The 13,456-nt window shown below is 73.6% G+C and carries 14 protein-coding genes; 9 read left to right on the top strand and 5 right to left on the bottom strand.

The annotated features are described in order from the left end of the window. Nucleotides 1–529: 529 nt before the first annotated feature. From FL583_RS06320 to FL583_RS06305, 3 genes are all read left to right on the top strand, one after another. Nucleotides 530–784 (top strand): hypothetical protein, encoded by a 255-nt coding sequence (locus tag FL583_RS06320; protein WP_142703500.1) that lies wholly within the window; start codon nucleotides 530–532, stop codon nucleotides 782–784. A 743-nt stretch (nucleotides 785–1,527) separates the two neighbouring features. Then, nucleotides 1,528–3,201 (top strand): phosphatidylglycerol lysyltransferase domain-containing protein, encoded by a 1,674-nt coding sequence (locus tag FL583_RS06310; RefSeq protein WP_142703498.1) that lies wholly within the window; start codon nucleotides 1,528–1,530, stop codon nucleotides 3,199–3,201. A 23-nt stretch (nucleotides 3,202–3,224) separates the two neighbouring features. After that, complete coding sequence (locus FL583_RS06305; protein ID WP_142703497.1) at nucleotides 3,225–3,902, top strand: response regulator transcription factor; 678 nt, start codon at nucleotides 3,225–3,227, stop codon at nucleotides 3,900–3,902. On the opposite strand, the gene FL583_RS06300 is transcribed toward FL583_RS06305, so the two are convergent. Together FL583_RS06300 and FL583_RS06295 are read right to left on the bottom strand one after the other, a co-directional pair. Further along, nucleotides 3,852–5,216, bottom strand: coding sequence for a sensor histidine kinase (locus FL583_RS06300; RefSeq protein ID WP_142703496.1), 1,365 nt, complete (start codon nucleotides 5,214–5,216; stop codon nucleotides 3,852–3,854). The genes FL583_RS06305 and FL583_RS06300 overlap by 51 nt on opposite strands. 9 nt (nucleotides 5,217–5,225) lie before the next feature. Continuing rightward, entirely contained in the window at nucleotides 5,226–6,344 is a 1,119-nt protein-coding gene (locus FL583_RS06295; protein ID WP_142703495.1) for an alpha/beta hydrolase, read from the bottom strand. Between the two features lie 68 nt (nucleotides 6,345–6,412). On the opposite strand from FL583_RS06295, the gene FL583_RS06290 reads away from it, so the two are divergent. Further along, nucleotides 6,413–7,174, top strand: coding sequence for an SGNH/GDSL hydrolase family protein (locus FL583_RS06290; RefSeq protein ID WP_142703494.1), 762 nt, complete (start codon nucleotides 6,413–6,415; stop codon nucleotides 7,172–7,174). On the opposite strand, the gene FL583_RS06285 is transcribed toward FL583_RS06290, so the two are convergent. Then, nucleotides 7,171–8,085, bottom strand: coding sequence for a TRADD-N-associated membrane domain-containing protein (locus FL583_RS06285; protein ID WP_142703493.1), 915 nt, complete (start codon nucleotides 8,083–8,085; stop codon nucleotides 7,171–7,173). The two genes, FL583_RS06290 and FL583_RS06285, sit on opposite strands and share 4 nt — an antisense overlap. Nucleotides 8,086–8,212: 127 nt before the next feature. On the opposite strand from FL583_RS06285, the gene FL583_RS06280 reads away from it, so the two are divergent. Together FL583_RS06280 and FL583_RS06275 are read left to right on the top strand one after the other, a co-directional pair. Continuing rightward, entirely contained in the window at nucleotides 8,213–9,196 is a 984-nt protein-coding gene (locus tag FL583_RS06280) for an AraC family transcriptional regulator (protein ID WP_170323512.1), read from the top strand. Further along, a complete protein-coding gene (locus FL583_RS06275) occupies nucleotides 9,193–10,161 on the top strand; it encodes a helix-turn-helix transcriptional regulator (RefSeq protein WP_142703491.1) in 969 nt (322 codons plus the stop codon). The genes FL583_RS06280 and FL583_RS06275 overlap by 4 nt, the downstream gene beginning before the upstream one ends. On the opposite strand, the gene FL583_RS06270 is transcribed toward FL583_RS06275, so the two are convergent. Continuing rightward, nucleotides 10,130–10,669, bottom strand: a complete 540-nt coding sequence (locus FL583_RS06270; protein WP_142703490.1) for an STAS domain-containing protein — start codon at nucleotides 10,667–10,669, stop codon at nucleotides 10,130–10,132. The genes FL583_RS06275 and FL583_RS06270 overlap by 32 nt on opposite strands. Nucleotides 10,670–10,778: 109 nt before the next feature. Beyond that, a complete protein-coding gene (locus FL583_RS06265; RefSeq protein ID WP_142703489.1) occupies nucleotides 10,779–11,408 on the bottom strand; it encodes a hypothetical protein in 630 nt (209 codons plus the stop codon). A 38-nt stretch (nucleotides 11,409–11,446) separates the two neighbouring features. On the opposite strand from FL583_RS06265, the gene FL583_RS06260 reads away from it, so the two are divergent. The 3 genes from FL583_RS06260 to FL583_RS40770 all read left to right on the top strand — a co-directional run bounded on the left by FL583_RS06260 (nucleotide 11,447) and on the right by FL583_RS40770 (nucleotide 13,392). Continuing rightward, complete coding sequence (locus tag FL583_RS06260; protein ID WP_142703488.1) at nucleotides 11,447–12,175, top strand: class I SAM-dependent methyltransferase; 729 nt, start codon at nucleotides 11,447–11,449, stop codon at nucleotides 12,173–12,175. Nucleotides 12,176–12,209: 34 nt separating this feature from the next. Then, nucleotides 12,210–12,482 (top strand): hypothetical protein, encoded by a 273-nt coding sequence (locus tag FL583_RS06255; RefSeq protein ID WP_142703487.1) that lies wholly within the window; start codon nucleotides 12,210–12,212, stop codon nucleotides 12,480–12,482. Nucleotides 12,483–12,549: 67 nt separating this feature from the next. Further along, entirely contained in the window at nucleotides 12,550–13,392 is an 843-nt protein-coding gene (locus tag FL583_RS40770; RefSeq protein WP_205751884.1) for a GNAT family N-acetyltransferase, read from the top strand. The last annotated feature ends 64 nt before the right edge of the window (nucleotides 13,393–13,456 follow it).

Raw genomic sequence — 13,456 nt, 5'->3', positions numbered from 1 at the left:
TGCAGCGCCCGGGACGTCGTCGAGCGGTGGTGCCGCCGCGGTCGCACCAGCGTCCTCTTCGGCCACGCCATCGAGTCGATCGCCGACCGGCCCGCCGCACGACGCGGATCGCGGCGGGCCGATCGTGTCGGGGGCGGCCGCGGGTCGTGGATGAGCGCGCCGGCCGGCGGTGTAGCGACCGCCGGCCGGCGCTGTCAGCGCGGCGACAGCACGGCCCGGATCGATGAGGTCCGGAAGCCCGGCGTCAGCTCAAGCGCTGGTGAGAGACGTTCTGCTCCTCGGTTGTTCTGCCTTCAACGATACGGACGCCACCAACGCATTTTCCGCGCCAACCGCCTGCGTCCATCCAGCGATACTCCCCGGCGATCCGCCGGTCGAAGGTGGACTGCCGGCCTTCGTGCGAGCCGCGGGCGCGGGCCGATCCGGGTGACTCGAATGGCGCCAAGCAGCGGCAGCAGCTGGGGGTTGTCGTCGGCCTGGCCCGGGGTGACCAGGATCCACATCGGCAGCCCCGCCCGTCGGCGGCCAGGTGGAGCTCGGTGCTCGACCCGCCGCGGGACCGACCGAGACCTTCGCCTCCGACCGCGAAAGCTTCGACGTCGATCCCGCGGCCCGAACCTGTTCCGCAGCCGGCTCCGGCCGCGTGCCGATGTGCCGCACCACGCTGGAATCGACGCTGATGACCCACTCGACGTTCGCCCACCGCGTCGTCTTCGACGATCACGTGATCGAGGATCCCCGGCTGGATGGCTTCCACGAGATCGCATCGGTGACCTGTCGGTGATCACGCCGCCGGCGCCCCGGCCGAAGTCGGCAAACACGGCTAGATCGCCGCCCGAGCCCGCAGGAAGACTCGCTCGTCGGGATTGTCGGTAGGCCGGTCCCGAATCGGCCGGACCGGCGCCGGTGGCGGCTGGTCCTCTGAGGTGCCGATCGGCAACGCCGGCGAGGTGGCGGACGGCGCGCGGACAGCGTGCAGCACGCACGCTCCAGCCGACCGGACCGCGTGCGGCGCGTCCGCTCGAGCCGGCCGGCCCGGCGACCACGCGCGGCACGCCCGCTCGAGCCGGCCAGCCCGGAGACCGCGCGCGGCACGCCCGCTCGAGCCGACCAGCCCGGCGACCACGCGCGGCACGCCCGCTCGAGCCGACCAGCCCGGCGACCACGCGCGGCACGCCCACCCCAGCCCACCGACCCAGACACCACCCGCAACACGCCCACCCCAGCCCACCGGCGCCGGGCACCAGATCGGCGCGAGCCGGACCCGCCCCATCGAGGGCGCGCTCCGCGCTCGCGGTGGCCCGCACTCGGGCGCCGGCAGGTACGCCAACCTGGCCCGGCCCCCGGCCCGGCCCCCGGCCCGGCAGCAGGCCCGGCAGCAGGCCCGGCAGCAGGCCCGGCAGCAGGCCCGGCAGCAGGCCCGGCAGCAGGCCCGGCCCCCGGCCCGGCCCCGGGCCCAGCCCCCGGCCCCCGGCGCGGCAGCAGGTCTTCAGCGTGTCTTCAGGTCGACTGCGGTGATCTCCTCCCATGAGACTTTCCCGGGCCGCAGCCGCACGCTGGGCCGCTCGTCTGACGTTCGCCACCGGCGTCGTCATGCTGATCTCGGCGCTGCTGCCCGCGCTCCCCCGGCGCGCGCACCTGCTGGCCGAGTTCCTCCCGGTGGAGCTGACGGCGACCGCCAACGCGGCCGTCGCGGCGGTCGGGGTGCTGATCGTGCTGCTGGCCGGGGGGCTGCGCCGACGTCAGCGGGCGGCCTGGCGGGCGGTGCTGGCGCTGTGCGCGGCGGCGGTCGTGCTCAACGTCGTCAAGGGTCTCGACATCGAGGAGTCGCTGCTGGCCGGCGCGCTGGCCCTCCTGCTGGTCCTGCTGCGCGACCAGTTCCGGGCCGCGCCGCCGCAGACGCGGTGGTGGGTGCCGCTGTTCGCGGCCGGCGCGCCGGTGCTCGGCGTCATCTACGGGGTGGCGTTCCTGACGCTCCGCCGCGACCACCTGGCCGGGCCGACGAACCCGGCCGAGCTGGCCGCGCAGGCGTTCGCCGGGCTGGGCGGCCAGTCCACGCTGCACTTCACCGACACCGCGACCCGCTGGCAGTTCGGGACGATCACCGGCGCGTTCGGCCTGCTCACGATCGTCCTGCTGGGCTGGACCGTGCTCCGGACCGGACGCCGCGAACCGGGGCTGTGCCCGGCCGACGAGACCGCGCTGCGCCACCTGCTCGACCGCTACGGCGGCAACGACTCGCTCGGCTACTTCACGCTCCGCCAGGACAAGTCGGTGATCTTCTCGGCCAGCGGCAAGGCGGCGATCGGCTACCGGGTGCTCGGCGGCGTCAGCCTGGCCGCCGGCGATCCGATCGGCGACCCCGAGGCCTGGCCGGGCGCGATCGACGCCTGGCTGACCGAGGCCCGGGCCCACGGCTGGGCGCCCGCCGTGCTCGGCTGCGGCGAGCGCGCCGGGGAGTGCTACGCGCGGTTCGGCGGCCTCAACGCGCTCGAACTCGGCGACGAAGCGATCCTCGACGTGAACGACTTCACGCTCGACGGGCGGACGATGCGGGTCGTGCGCCAGGCCGTCAACCGGGTCGAGCGCTCCGGCGTCACCGCGACCGTGCACCGGGTCAGCGACCTCGACCCGGCCGAGATCGCCGAGCTCATCACGGCCGCCGACGCGTTCCGCGACGGGCCGGTCGAGCGGGGCTTCTCGATGGCGCTGTCCCGCCTCGGCGACCCCTCCGACCCCGATTGCGTCGTGGTCGTCGCCCGCCAGGACAACCAGATCAAGGGCCTGCTGCACTTCGTCCCCTGGGGCCCGGACGGCCTGTCGCTCGACCTGATGCGACGCGAGCGCGACAGCGTCAACGGGATGGTCGAGTTCCTCGTCGTCGCGGCCGCCCGCGAGGCCGCCGCGCTCGGCGTCGACCGGATCTCGCTGAACTTCGCGGTGTTCCGCTCGGTGTTCGCCCGCGGTGAGCGGATCGGCGCCGGCCCGGTGCTGCGGTTCTGGCGCGCCCTGCTGCTGTTCGCGTCCCGGTTCTGGCAGCTGGAATCCCTGTACCGGGCGAACGCGAAGTTCCGGCCGCGCTGGGAGCCGCGGTTCCTGTGCTTCGCGTCCGCCCGGGACGTCCCCCGGATCGCGATGGCCGCGCTGCGGGCCGAGGCGTTCCTGGTCGCGCCGCAGGTGCTGCTGCGCGGCCGCTCCTAAGATCGACGCCAGGGGGTGCCGACATGCGTGTGCTGCTGGTCGAGGACGAAGCCGGGCTCGCGGCCACGCTGAAGATCGGCCTGACCCGCGAGGGCTGGGCCGTCGACGTCGCCGACAACGGCATCGACGGCGTCTGGGCCGCCACCGAACGCCACTACGACGTGATCGTGCTGGACCTCATGCTGCCCGGCCTCAACGGCTACCAGGTGTGCGAGCAGCTGCGCGCCGACAAGGTGTGGACGCCGATCCTGATCCTCACGGCCAAGGACGGCGAGTACGACCAGGCCGAGGCGTTCGACACCGGAGCCGACGACTACCTGGTGAAGCCGTTCAGCCTGGTCGTGCTCACCGCGCGGCTACGCGCGCTGGTCCGGCGCGGTGCCCCGGAGCGGCCCGCCGTGCTCAAGGCCGGCGACCTCACGCTCGACCCGGCCCGGCGCCAGGTGGCCCGGGCCGGCACCGAGATCACCGTCACTCCGCGTGAGTTCAGCGTGCTCGAACACCTGATGCGTCACGCCGGGAACGTCGTCACCAAGACCGAGGTGCTGGAGAGCGTCTGGGACGAGAACTACGACGGCGACTCCAACATCGTCGAGGTGTACGTCGGCTACCTGCGTCGGAAGATCGACCTGCCGTTCGGGCGCGCAGCGCTACGGACCGTCCGTGGGGCCGGCTACCTCCTGGCGGCCGACGGCGGGTAGCCGGATCCGGAAGCAGGCACCGTCACCGACGGTCACCGTCCCGCCGTGGGCCACCACGATCTCCCACACGATCGCGAGCCCGAGCCCGCTTCCCCCCGACCCCCGCTCCCGGCTGCCGTCCAGCCGCACGAAGCGGTCGAAGATCCGCGCGCGGTCGGCCGGCGCGACCCCCGCGCCGTCGTCGGCCACCTCGATGACGGCCTCCCCGCCGTCGCGGTAGACCGACAGGGAGACCTTGGTGGACGCGTGCCGCGCCGCGTTGTCGGCCAGGTTGCGGATCGCCCGGGCCAGCTGGAACCGGTCTCCGCGCACGCGCACGGCCTCGACCGCCGACGTGACCTTCACCGTGCCCGCGGTGGTCAGCCGCCCCCGCTCGGCGACCACCAGGTCGTCCAGATCGACGTCGTCGTCGCGCCGTCGCAGGGCCTGCTCGTCGGCCCGGGCCAGCAGCAGCAGATCGTCGATGATCAGCCCCAGCCGCTCGGACTCCTGGCGGGCCAGGCGCAGCGTCGGCCGGGAACCGGCCGGCAGCGCGTCGTCGTCGAGCAGGTCGAGCGCGGTGAGCACGGTGGCCAGCGGACTACGGAGCTCGTGGCTCGCGTCGGCGACGAACCGGCGCTGGGCGGTGACCGCGCCCTCCAGGCGGTCGAGCATGCGGTTCATCGTCCCGGCGAGCTGACCGATCTCGTCCCGGGTGCCGGGAACCGGCACCCGGGCCCCGAGGTCCTCGGCGGTGATGCCGGCGACCTTCGCCCGGATCCGCTCGACCGGCTGCAGCGACCGGCCGGTGAACCACCAGGTCGCGGTCGCGACGATGGCCAGCAGCACGGTGTTGACCAGCAGCAGGAGACCGGCCGCGTCGCGGACGCTGTCGCCCACCGGCCCGAGGGGCCGGAAGGCCACCACACGGTAGGTCCCGCGCGCGGTCGAGACGCCGACCGCGACCAGGTGGATCCGCTGGTCCTCGCCCTGCACGACGTTCATGCGGACGAGTTGCCCGGCGCGAACCCGGGTGACCGCCGCCGGCCAGCGCTCGTCGGCTCGGCTCCCCGGCCCCAGCACGACGACGCCGGCCGTCTCCCCGGCGTGCCGGCGGGGTTGGGCCGGCGCGCCGCCCGACTCGCGGACGTCGGCCGCGACGGTCGTGGCCCGCTCGGTCACCGCGTCGTCGACCCGCTGGAGCAGGGCTTCCCGGTAGAGGGCGAGGAACGCACCGGTCGCCACCGTGAGCGCGACCGCGACGACGAGGGCCGCGGCCACGGCCGACTGGGTGCGGATCCCGGTACCGCGCCACCGGGCCAGCAACGGGCTCATGGGGGCAGGCTAACTCGGGCTCTCGACCACAGCCGGGGAGGTGGGGCCGGGGATCCGCTGGCCGAGCCAGTCCAGCGCGGGCGGAAGCGCGGCCTTCCAGACGCCGATGTTGTGGCCGCCCGAGGGGACCGTCACCGTGGTCAGGTCGGCGTTGTGCACCACGGCCCGGAAGGCCCGGGCCGCGCGCATCGCGCTGCGGTCCCCCCCGCTGGCGAACACGTACAGCGCGGGCTGCACCGGGTGGTGCCGCACCCACCACTGCGGCGAGTTGGCCCGCCGGACGGCCGCGTTCCCCCGGTAGAGGTTGCCGGTCGTGGGGTCGGTGATCGCGGTGAAGTAGCCGCTCAGCGACACCGCGGCCCGGTAGCGCCTCGGGTAGTGCAGCGCCATGTTCACCGCGCAGAACCCGCCGGTGGAGAAGCCGAGCGTGGCCCAGGAGCCGGGCGCGGTCGCGGTCCGGAACGCGCCGCTGATGTCGGCCGGGACGTCGACGGCCAGGTAGGTCTCGTTGCGCTGGCCCCGGACCGCGTCCACGCACTCGCCGTCGTGGGTGTCGTAGAGCTTCGGGGCGACGGCGATGACCGGCGGGATGCGCCCGGCCGCGATCTCGGTGTCGAGGAAGCTCGCGATGTGCAGCGCGTGGGCCCAGTTCCCGGGGCTGCCGGAGTAGCCGTGCAGCAGCTCGATGACCGGAAAGCGTTGCTGCGGCCGGGCCCGGTCGAAGTAGGCGGCCGGCAGGTAGACCAGCCCGTTCCGGGTGATGCCGGACTTGGGGCCGGGGATCGTCCACGGCACGATCGACCCGTGCCCACGCGCGGCCAGCTCGGCCGCCCGGTGCAGGTCGGCGGTGGGCAGCTGCTGGTGACGCAGCTGCGCGGCGGCGGCCAGCCGGGCGTCCCCGGGAGAGTTCAACAGGTCGGACCAGGAGCTGTAGAAGCCCAGGCTGCGGTTGACGACGTCGGCGGTCAGGCCGATCGGCAGCACGATGACCAGCGCCAGGCAGGCGATCCGCAACGGCCAGGCCAGGACCGGACCAGGCGGCCGGATCCACAGGGCGACGGTCCCGGCGAGCGCCAGTACCAGGCCGACCACGAAGAGCACGAGGAGGGGAACGCCGGTCAGAGTCACGCTCGCAGTGTGGTCGGCCGAACCTGAAAACTCGCTGTACACAGGTTCGCGGGTTACGGTCCGCCGTGATGGCAACGATCCGGCTGGTGGTGGCGCTGGTCGCCGTGCTGTTCGTGCTGGACTACGCCCCGACGCCGGTCGCGTCGGCGACGCGTCCGGCCGGGCCGTGGACGATCACCGCGCTGGGCGACTCGGTGACGGCCGGGAGCGCGTGCGACTGTGCGCCGTTCGTGGCGCTGTACGCCGGCCTGACCGAGGCCGGCGCCGGCGTGCGGACGACCGCCCGCAACCTCGGCGTCCCCGGCCAGACGAGCGACGAGCTGCTGGCCGCGCTGGCCGGCGGCACGTCCGCGTCGTGGGACGTCGCCGACAGCGACATCGTCGTCGTGACGATCGGGGCGAACGATCTCGCCGGTGACCTGGCCGCGTGGCAGGACGGCGACTGCGACGTCGGGTGCTTCCAGTCCGACATCCCGGCGATCCGGGCGAACGTCGCCGCCACCGTCCGGCGGATCCGCGAGCTGCGCGACGGCCAGCCGACCGAGGTGCTGGTGACCGACTACTGGAACGTCTTCCGCGACGGCGACCAGGCCGCGTCGCTCGGTGCGGCCTACCGCACGGTCAGCCGTCAGGTGACCGCGCTGGCCGACACGGCGATCTGCGCCGGGGCGAGATCGGAGGCCGCGACCTGCGTCGACCTGGCCGGCCCGTTCGGCCCGGATCCGACGGCGCTACTGGCCGACGACGGCGATCACCCGGACGCCGAGGGGCACGCCCAGATCGCGGCGGCGCTGGCCCGCCACGGCTGGGACGAACTGACCACCCGCTAGCTGCCCGTTCTCGGGCGCGGGGCGGGTGGCTGGCCGACCGGCCCGGCCGTCGCCGGGACGATCGCCGGGCTCGGAGCGGGTGGGCTCGGTAGTAGGACGGTCGCGCGGCGGCCGGCCGAGGCGGCGATCTCCGCGCGCTGGGCGTCGAGCAGGTGGCGCTGCGCCGCCCGGCTCGCGTCGAGCGTCGCGTCCACCAACCGGTCCTTGACGCTGGATTCGAGGTCAAACCGCTGCGCGAGCCACTCTGCATGCAACAGATAACAGTGCACCAGCGGCTGGCCGTAGTAATAGCTCATCTGCCGGGTCGCCATCTGGTACGTCCGCAGGAACGTCACGCTCACGAACCCCGACAACATCGACCCGACCGCCGACAGCACCGCCGTACTGATCCCGGTCGCCGCGCTGTCCGACAGCAGCACCCCGGTCGTGCCGCCCAGCAGCACCAATAACGCCGCCGCGCCGGCCACCACGCTCGCGAGGAACGAGAACTGAGCCTGGGTGAGCGCGATCGTGACGAACCGGTCCATCTCTTGGAAGTTGAACGCGACCAACCGGCGGACGGTCTCGTCGACCCCGCCCTCGAACATCGCGAGCAACTGCTTACAGCTCCGCTGTCTCTCCTTGAGCCGCTCGGCCCGGGTACGTTCCCGGACCGTCAGCAGGTTCCAGACCACGACCGCGGCAGCCAGGAAGGCGGCCGCCCCGGCCCAGGCCGGCAGCGCCGGCGCGATCCCGTCCCGCCCGGGCGCGAGAACCACCGCCCCGCCCACCCCCAAGGCCACGCCCACGAGCGCGAGCCCCAGGCCCCAGCTCCGAGCCGAGACCCTCGTCGAGTGCTCGTCGTCGGAGATCCGGTCGTCCAGCTCCCGGTCGGTGAGGAAGCCCGGAATCTCCGTAGTCGCCTCAGCCATGGCATCCCCCGGATCGATCGGTGACGGTGGCGCTGATCTCACCACTACCGAGTGAGCGGGGCATCACTAACGGTGTTTCCCTCCGTAGGATTTTCGGGTCCGCTTCGGTCCGGAGGTGATGCCTGGCATGGACGACGCGGTCACTGCCGTGCACCGAACCCGCATCTCGACCCAGGACGAGGCCGAGACCGAGGAATTCATCCGGCAGATGTACGTGGGCACCCGTCTGCGGTTCATCGGCACCCCCGACGGCGCCCGCTTCACCGCGACGATCGCCGACCTCACCAGCATCGCGGCCGGCGAGGTCCGCTCGGCCGTCGACTACCACGCGGTGACCGACCCGTTCGACCACTACCTGTTCCTGTCGATCCGCTACGGCCGCCTCAGGGTCACGAACGGCCACGACGAGGCGCTCCTGCAGGCCGGCGACAACTACTTCTACCCACTGGGGGCCCCGCTCGGCGTCGATCTGTTCGACATGAAGCTCCGGACGCTGCAGCTGCCCGCGGGCCGGATCGCGGAGACCGCGGAGCAGCTCGCCGGCGTCCGCCCCCAGGACCTGCGCTTCGACTCGACGCAGCCGCTCTCGGCCGCGCTCAGCCGGCAATGGTCGGCGTTGGTCGCGATGGCCGGCTCGATCCTTTTGCCCGACGACGCCCCGGGGCCGGACCAGCTGCTCGCCGAGGAGATCACCCGCACGGCCGCGGTCACCGCACTGCACACCTTCCCGAACAGCGCGCTGACCGTCGCCTACCAGCCCGGCCCGGGCTGGGTCGCGGCGGCCGCGGTCCGCCGGGCGGCCGCGTTCATCCAGGCCCACGCCGACGAGCCGATCACGCTCGACCAGATCGCGACGGCCGCGGGCGTCGGCGGGCGGGCGCTGCAGTACGCGTTCCGGCGGCACATCGACGCCACCCCGATCGGCTACCTGCGCCGGATCCGCCTGGAACGGGCCGACCAGGAGCTGCGCGCCGCCGACCCGGCCGGCCCGCTCACCGTGGCCGAGGTCGCGCGCCGCTGGGGGTGGGCCAGCTCGCGCCAGTTCGCGGTCGCCTACCGGCAGCGCTTCGGGATCCTGCCCAGCCACACGCTGCGGAGGAGCACCGTTTGAGAGAAGCCACCGCGCCGCGGACGACCGATCTCGAGTTCACCACCGCGGACGCGATCGAGCAGTTCCTGGTCGACTCCTACGACACCCCCATCCGCATCCGGAGCACCGGCGACTTCCCGACGTTCCGGCACCGGCGCACCGACGTCGGCACGTTCGCCGTGGAGACCGGCCGGCACTCGGCCGATCTCCAGTTCGACGTGGAGCCGCTCAACGTCTTCGTCGTGTGCCGGACCTCGACCGCGCGGCTGGCCCGCACCACCGACGGCGCCGACGACCGCTACGACGCCGGCGCGCTGTTCCTGATGAACGACCCCGACCGGCCGCATACCAGCCGCTGGTTCCCCGGCGAGCTGCAGACCTGCGTCCTCGATCCGGCCCTGCTGGGCCTGGTCGCGGCGAGCGCGCCGGACCGGCGCGCCGCGCCGATCCGCTTCACCGCCCTGGAGCCGCTCAGCCCCGGCGCCGCCTCCCACTGGCAGGCCACCCGCTCGTACGTCGCCGGTCTGCTCGAGAATCCGGACGCGGCGAGCGCGCCGCTCGTCGTCGGCAGCGCGGCGCGGCTGCTCGCCGCGGCCACGCTGGCCACGTTCCCGAACACCGCGTTCACCGATCCCGACGCGGTCGACCGCCACGACGCCCATCCGGACGCCCTGCGGCGCGCCGTCGCGTTCATCGAGGACCATCCCCAGGACGACGTGGCGATCGCCGACATCGCGGCCGCCGCGCACGTGAGCGTCCGCGCGGTGCAGCTGGCGTTCCGGCGGCACCTGGCCATGACCCCGACCGAGTACCTGCGACGCGTCCGCCTGAGCCGGGCGCACGAGGCGCTGCGCGCGGCCGACCCGACGACGACCACGGTGGCGGCGGTCGCGTGCCGGTGGGGGTTCCCGAGCCCGGGCCGGTTCGCCGCGCTCTACCGCCGGACGTACCGGGTCACGCCGGGTCAGACTCTTCGCGGGGGCTGACCTCACGCACGAGCCGCTGCGCCTCGCGGATGATCCGGCCGGAGCGGGCCCGGGTGCGCTCCGCGGCCGCGACCAGGTGCACCGCCTCCGCGCACGGCCCGGCGCCGACGACCCGCCGCGGGAGCTCGGCGGGTCCCGGCCGCTCGGCCCGCTCGGCCCGCTCGGCCCGCTCCGCCCACGGACGACGACGGGCCCGCTCGTGCCGGGGCGGCGGCAGGGCGTCCGGGCCGCAGAGCAGCGTCCACGCGCCGGTGATGTCGAGGATCGTGGCCGGCAGCCCGGCCGGGTTCAGCAGCCGGAACCCGCACCCGCGGGCGGCCGCGAGCCGGGCGGCCCGCTCGAACTCGTTGACCGTCGAGGCCGCGAGGAACGTGACCGCGCTGATGTCCACCAGCACCTCGGCGTAGCCGCTGTACACCGCGGCCCGTAGCGCCGTGCCAAGCTCCGCGTCGACCGCTGCGTCGAGGGCGCCGCCCACGGACAGCCGCAGCACCCTGTCGTCCGGCATGGCAGACCTTCCCGCTGGTGTACTTATTCTGACAAGCCTGCCTGCCAGGGCCGGGCGCGGACAGCCGTGAAACGAATAAAGGCGACCGATTCTGTGCGATATGCGAACGTCACGGCTCGTAGCAGTTACCGACGTCGCCGCGGTAGAGCTGGTGGTCGGGGGACGCGGTCGCGTCCAGGTGGATGTCGCTGGAGTCCTCCCCGCCGGGCCGGACCACCCGCAGCGACGAAGGCCCGGCCCAGACCACGTGGTCGAGGCCGGCGTGCCCGTCGTCGCTGTCCAGGCAGCCGACCACGTGTTCCCGGCTGTTCAGCCCGTCGTTCGTCCGCACGGTGATCAGCCAGGCCTCGCCCCGCAGCTTCCGCCAGCGCACGACGGTGGCGGTGTACCGCCCGTCCGGCGACGCGTGGTCGACGCTGGTCCGGCCGCCGGTGCGCGGACCGGGCCCGGTCGTGAGCGGCACCGCGAACCCGGCCGTGACCAGCGCGAGCACCACGGCCACCCCCACCGCCCCGAACCGCACGAACCGCGCCCGCACCCCGGCCGCCAGCGCCAGCAGCGCGACGACGAACGCGGCGATCAGCAGCAGCAGCGGGTGCTCGAAGACCCGGTTCGCGACCGCGTAGTCGCCGCCGTTGAGCACGTACCGGCCGTTCCAGAACGCGCCCGGCACGGCCAGCACCGCGACGCCCACCAGAGCGACGCCGAGAACGGACAGCAGCACGGCAACCAGACGCATGGCGGTATCCAATCGCCCCGACGCAATACGCTCGGACCGTGTTCTCGTCCCAGGGCCCGTCGCTGCGTGAGCTCATCGTCCAAGCGCTCTCGTCGGTGGAGCACGGGTACGACCTGCTCGCGCCGAAGTTCGACCGGACGCCGTTCCGCACGCCGGACGTCGTCCTCGACGCGACGATCGCCGCGCTCGCCGGCGAGGGGCCGTTCGACGACGGTCTCGACGTCTGCACCGGCACCGGCGCGGGCGTCGGCGTGCTCGAGGCGCTGTGCCGGGGCCGGATCACCGGGGTCGACTTCAGCGCCGGGATGCTCGCCGAGGCCCGGGCCGCGCACCCGCGGGCGACCTGGGTCCGGGCCGACGCCCGGGCGCTCCCGCTGGCCGACGGGAGCATCGACCTCGCGGTGACGTTCGGAGCCCTCGGGCACTTCCTCCCGGCCGAGCGGCCGGCGGTGTTCGCCGGGGTCCATCGGGCGCTGCGTCCGGGCGGGCTGTTCACGTTCGCGATGGAGGCCCGACCGCCCCGCAACGACGCCTGGTACTGGGCCACGCTCGGGTTCGATTCGGTGATGCGCGTCCGGAACACGGTGTGGCGTCCGCCGTTCGTCATGTACTACCGCGACAGCCGGTTGCCGGCGGTCCGCGCCGATCTGACCGCGGCCGGGTTCGACGTCACCGCGGCCGAACTGACCGGCGCCGGCCACTACCGGGACGGGAGCACCCGCATCCTGCTGGTCCTCGCGCGTAAACCGGGCGCCTCCGGGTCATAGCGCATACGACGCCACGATCTCCCGGAGGACTTCCATGGTCGACCCTCACGTCAGCCTCGACGAGGACACGCTCAGCCCGGCCGCCCAGCGGCTGCGCGGCCCGCTGGAGGACCAGCTGACGTCGGCCCTCAAGGCCGCGGCCGACAAGGTCGGCGAGTCCTACGCCGGCGAGGACGTCGAGCAGGTGATGGACGAGCTGGTCACCGCGGCCAAGAAGGGCTTGCACCCGGACATCGCCGCCGGCTTCGACCCCGACCCCACCCAACTCCGGGCCCTGGCCGAAGCCATCGTCCACGAGCACCGCTGATGCGAACGGCGGGCGAACGGCCGGATATCCGGATGCGCCCGCCGTTCGTCTCGCCGACGCTGGAACGATGCCCCAGCCGACCGCCCGCCTGACCGACCGCCTCCGTCTGGAGCCGATCGACGCCCGGCACACCGACCACCTCCTCGCGCTCTACCAGGACCCGGCGGTCGCACGCTGGTACGGGCCACGCACCCGCGCGGACGTCGAGCGCGAGGTAGCCCGGTTCGCCGAGAAATGGCGGCTGGACGGCGTCCACAAATGGATGGCCTACCACCGGGTGACCGGCGTGCCGGTAGGGCGGGGTGGTCTGTCGGTGAAGGAGGTCGAGGGGCGGAAGCGCCTCGAGCTCGGGTGGGCGCTGCACCGGAGGTACTGGGGCGAGGGGTACGCGACCGAGATCGGCCGGGAGGGCCTGGCGTTCGCGTTCGGCGACCTCGGTGCCGACGAGGTGATCGCGTTCACCGAGGCGCACAACCATCGGTCGCGCGCGGTGATGGGCCGGCTGGGGTTCCGGTTCACCCGCGAGATCGCGATCGAGGGCGAGCCGTTCGTGCTGTACGTCCTCGACCGTGCTACCTACTGCTCCAGAGGTCGGCGCGGGGAGGTCGCGGTGCAGTACGGGTACATCGGCTCGATGAAGACCACGCCGGGTCACCGGGACGAGGTCATCGCGATCCTGCTGAGCGGCCTCGACGGCCTGCGCCGGGCCGGCTGCTCCCGCTACCTGGTGGCGGCCGCGGCCGACGACGACGTCACGATCTGGGTGAGCGAGGTCTGGCGCAGCAAGGAGGCGCACGACGCGTCGCTGCGACTGCCCGAGACCCGGGCCGCGATCGCGGCCGCGATGCCGATGCTCACCGGCGAGTTCACCAGCCAGGAGACGACGGTCGTCGGCGGTCTGGGGGTGTGACCCTCCATTAGGGTGGGTCCGTGCCGGAGATCGTGCAGAGCCCGGAAGTGTCCCGTCTGCTGGA

The organism is Cryptosporangium phraense (genome assembly GCF_006912135.1).
Lineage (GTDB): Bacteria > Actinomycetota > Actinomycetes > Mycobacteriales > Cryptosporangiaceae > Cryptosporangium > Cryptosporangium phraense.
Note: the sequence above shows the minus strand (reverse complement) of the source record. Positions and strands in the feature narration are given on the sequence as shown.

Coding starts and splice junctions, on each gene's coding strand:
- FL583_RS06310 (WP_142703498.1), top strand. CDS start 1,528: ATGAGACTTTCCCGGGCCGCAGCCGCACGCTGGGCCGCTCGTCTGACG.
- FL583_RS06305 (WP_142703497.1), top strand. CDS start 3,225: ATGCGTGTGCTGCTGGTCGAGGACGAAGCCGGGCTCGCGGCCACGCTG.
- FL583_RS06300 (WP_142703496.1), bottom strand. CDS start 5,216: ATGAGCCCGTTGCTGGCCCGGTGGCGCGGTACCGGGATCCGCACCCAG.
- FL583_RS06290 (WP_142703494.1), top strand. CDS start 6,413: ATGGCAACGATCCGGCTGGTGGTGGCGCTGGTCGCCGTGCTGTTCGTG.
- FL583_RS06285 (WP_142703493.1), bottom strand. CDS start 8,085: ATGGCTGAGGCGACTACGGAGATTCCGGGCTTCCTCACCGACCGGGAG.
- FL583_RS06280 (WP_170323512.1), top strand. CDS start 8,213: ATGGACGACGCGGTCACTGCCGTGCACCGAACCCGCATCTCGACCCAG.
- FL583_RS06270 (WP_142703490.1), bottom strand. CDS start 10,669: ATGCCGGACGACAGGGTGCTGCGGCTGTCCGTGGGCGGCGCCCTCGAC.
- FL583_RS06265 (WP_142703489.1), bottom strand. CDS start 11,408: ATGCGTCTGGTTGCCGTGCTGCTGTCCGTTCTCGGCGTCGCTCTGGTG.
- FL583_RS06255 (WP_142703487.1), top strand. CDS start 12,210: ATGGTCGACCCTCACGTCAGCCTCGACGAGGACACGCTCAGCCCGGCC.
- FL583_RS40770 (WP_205751884.1), top strand. CDS start 12,550: ATGCCCCAGCCGACCGCCCGCCTGACCGACCGCCTCCGTCTGGAGCCG.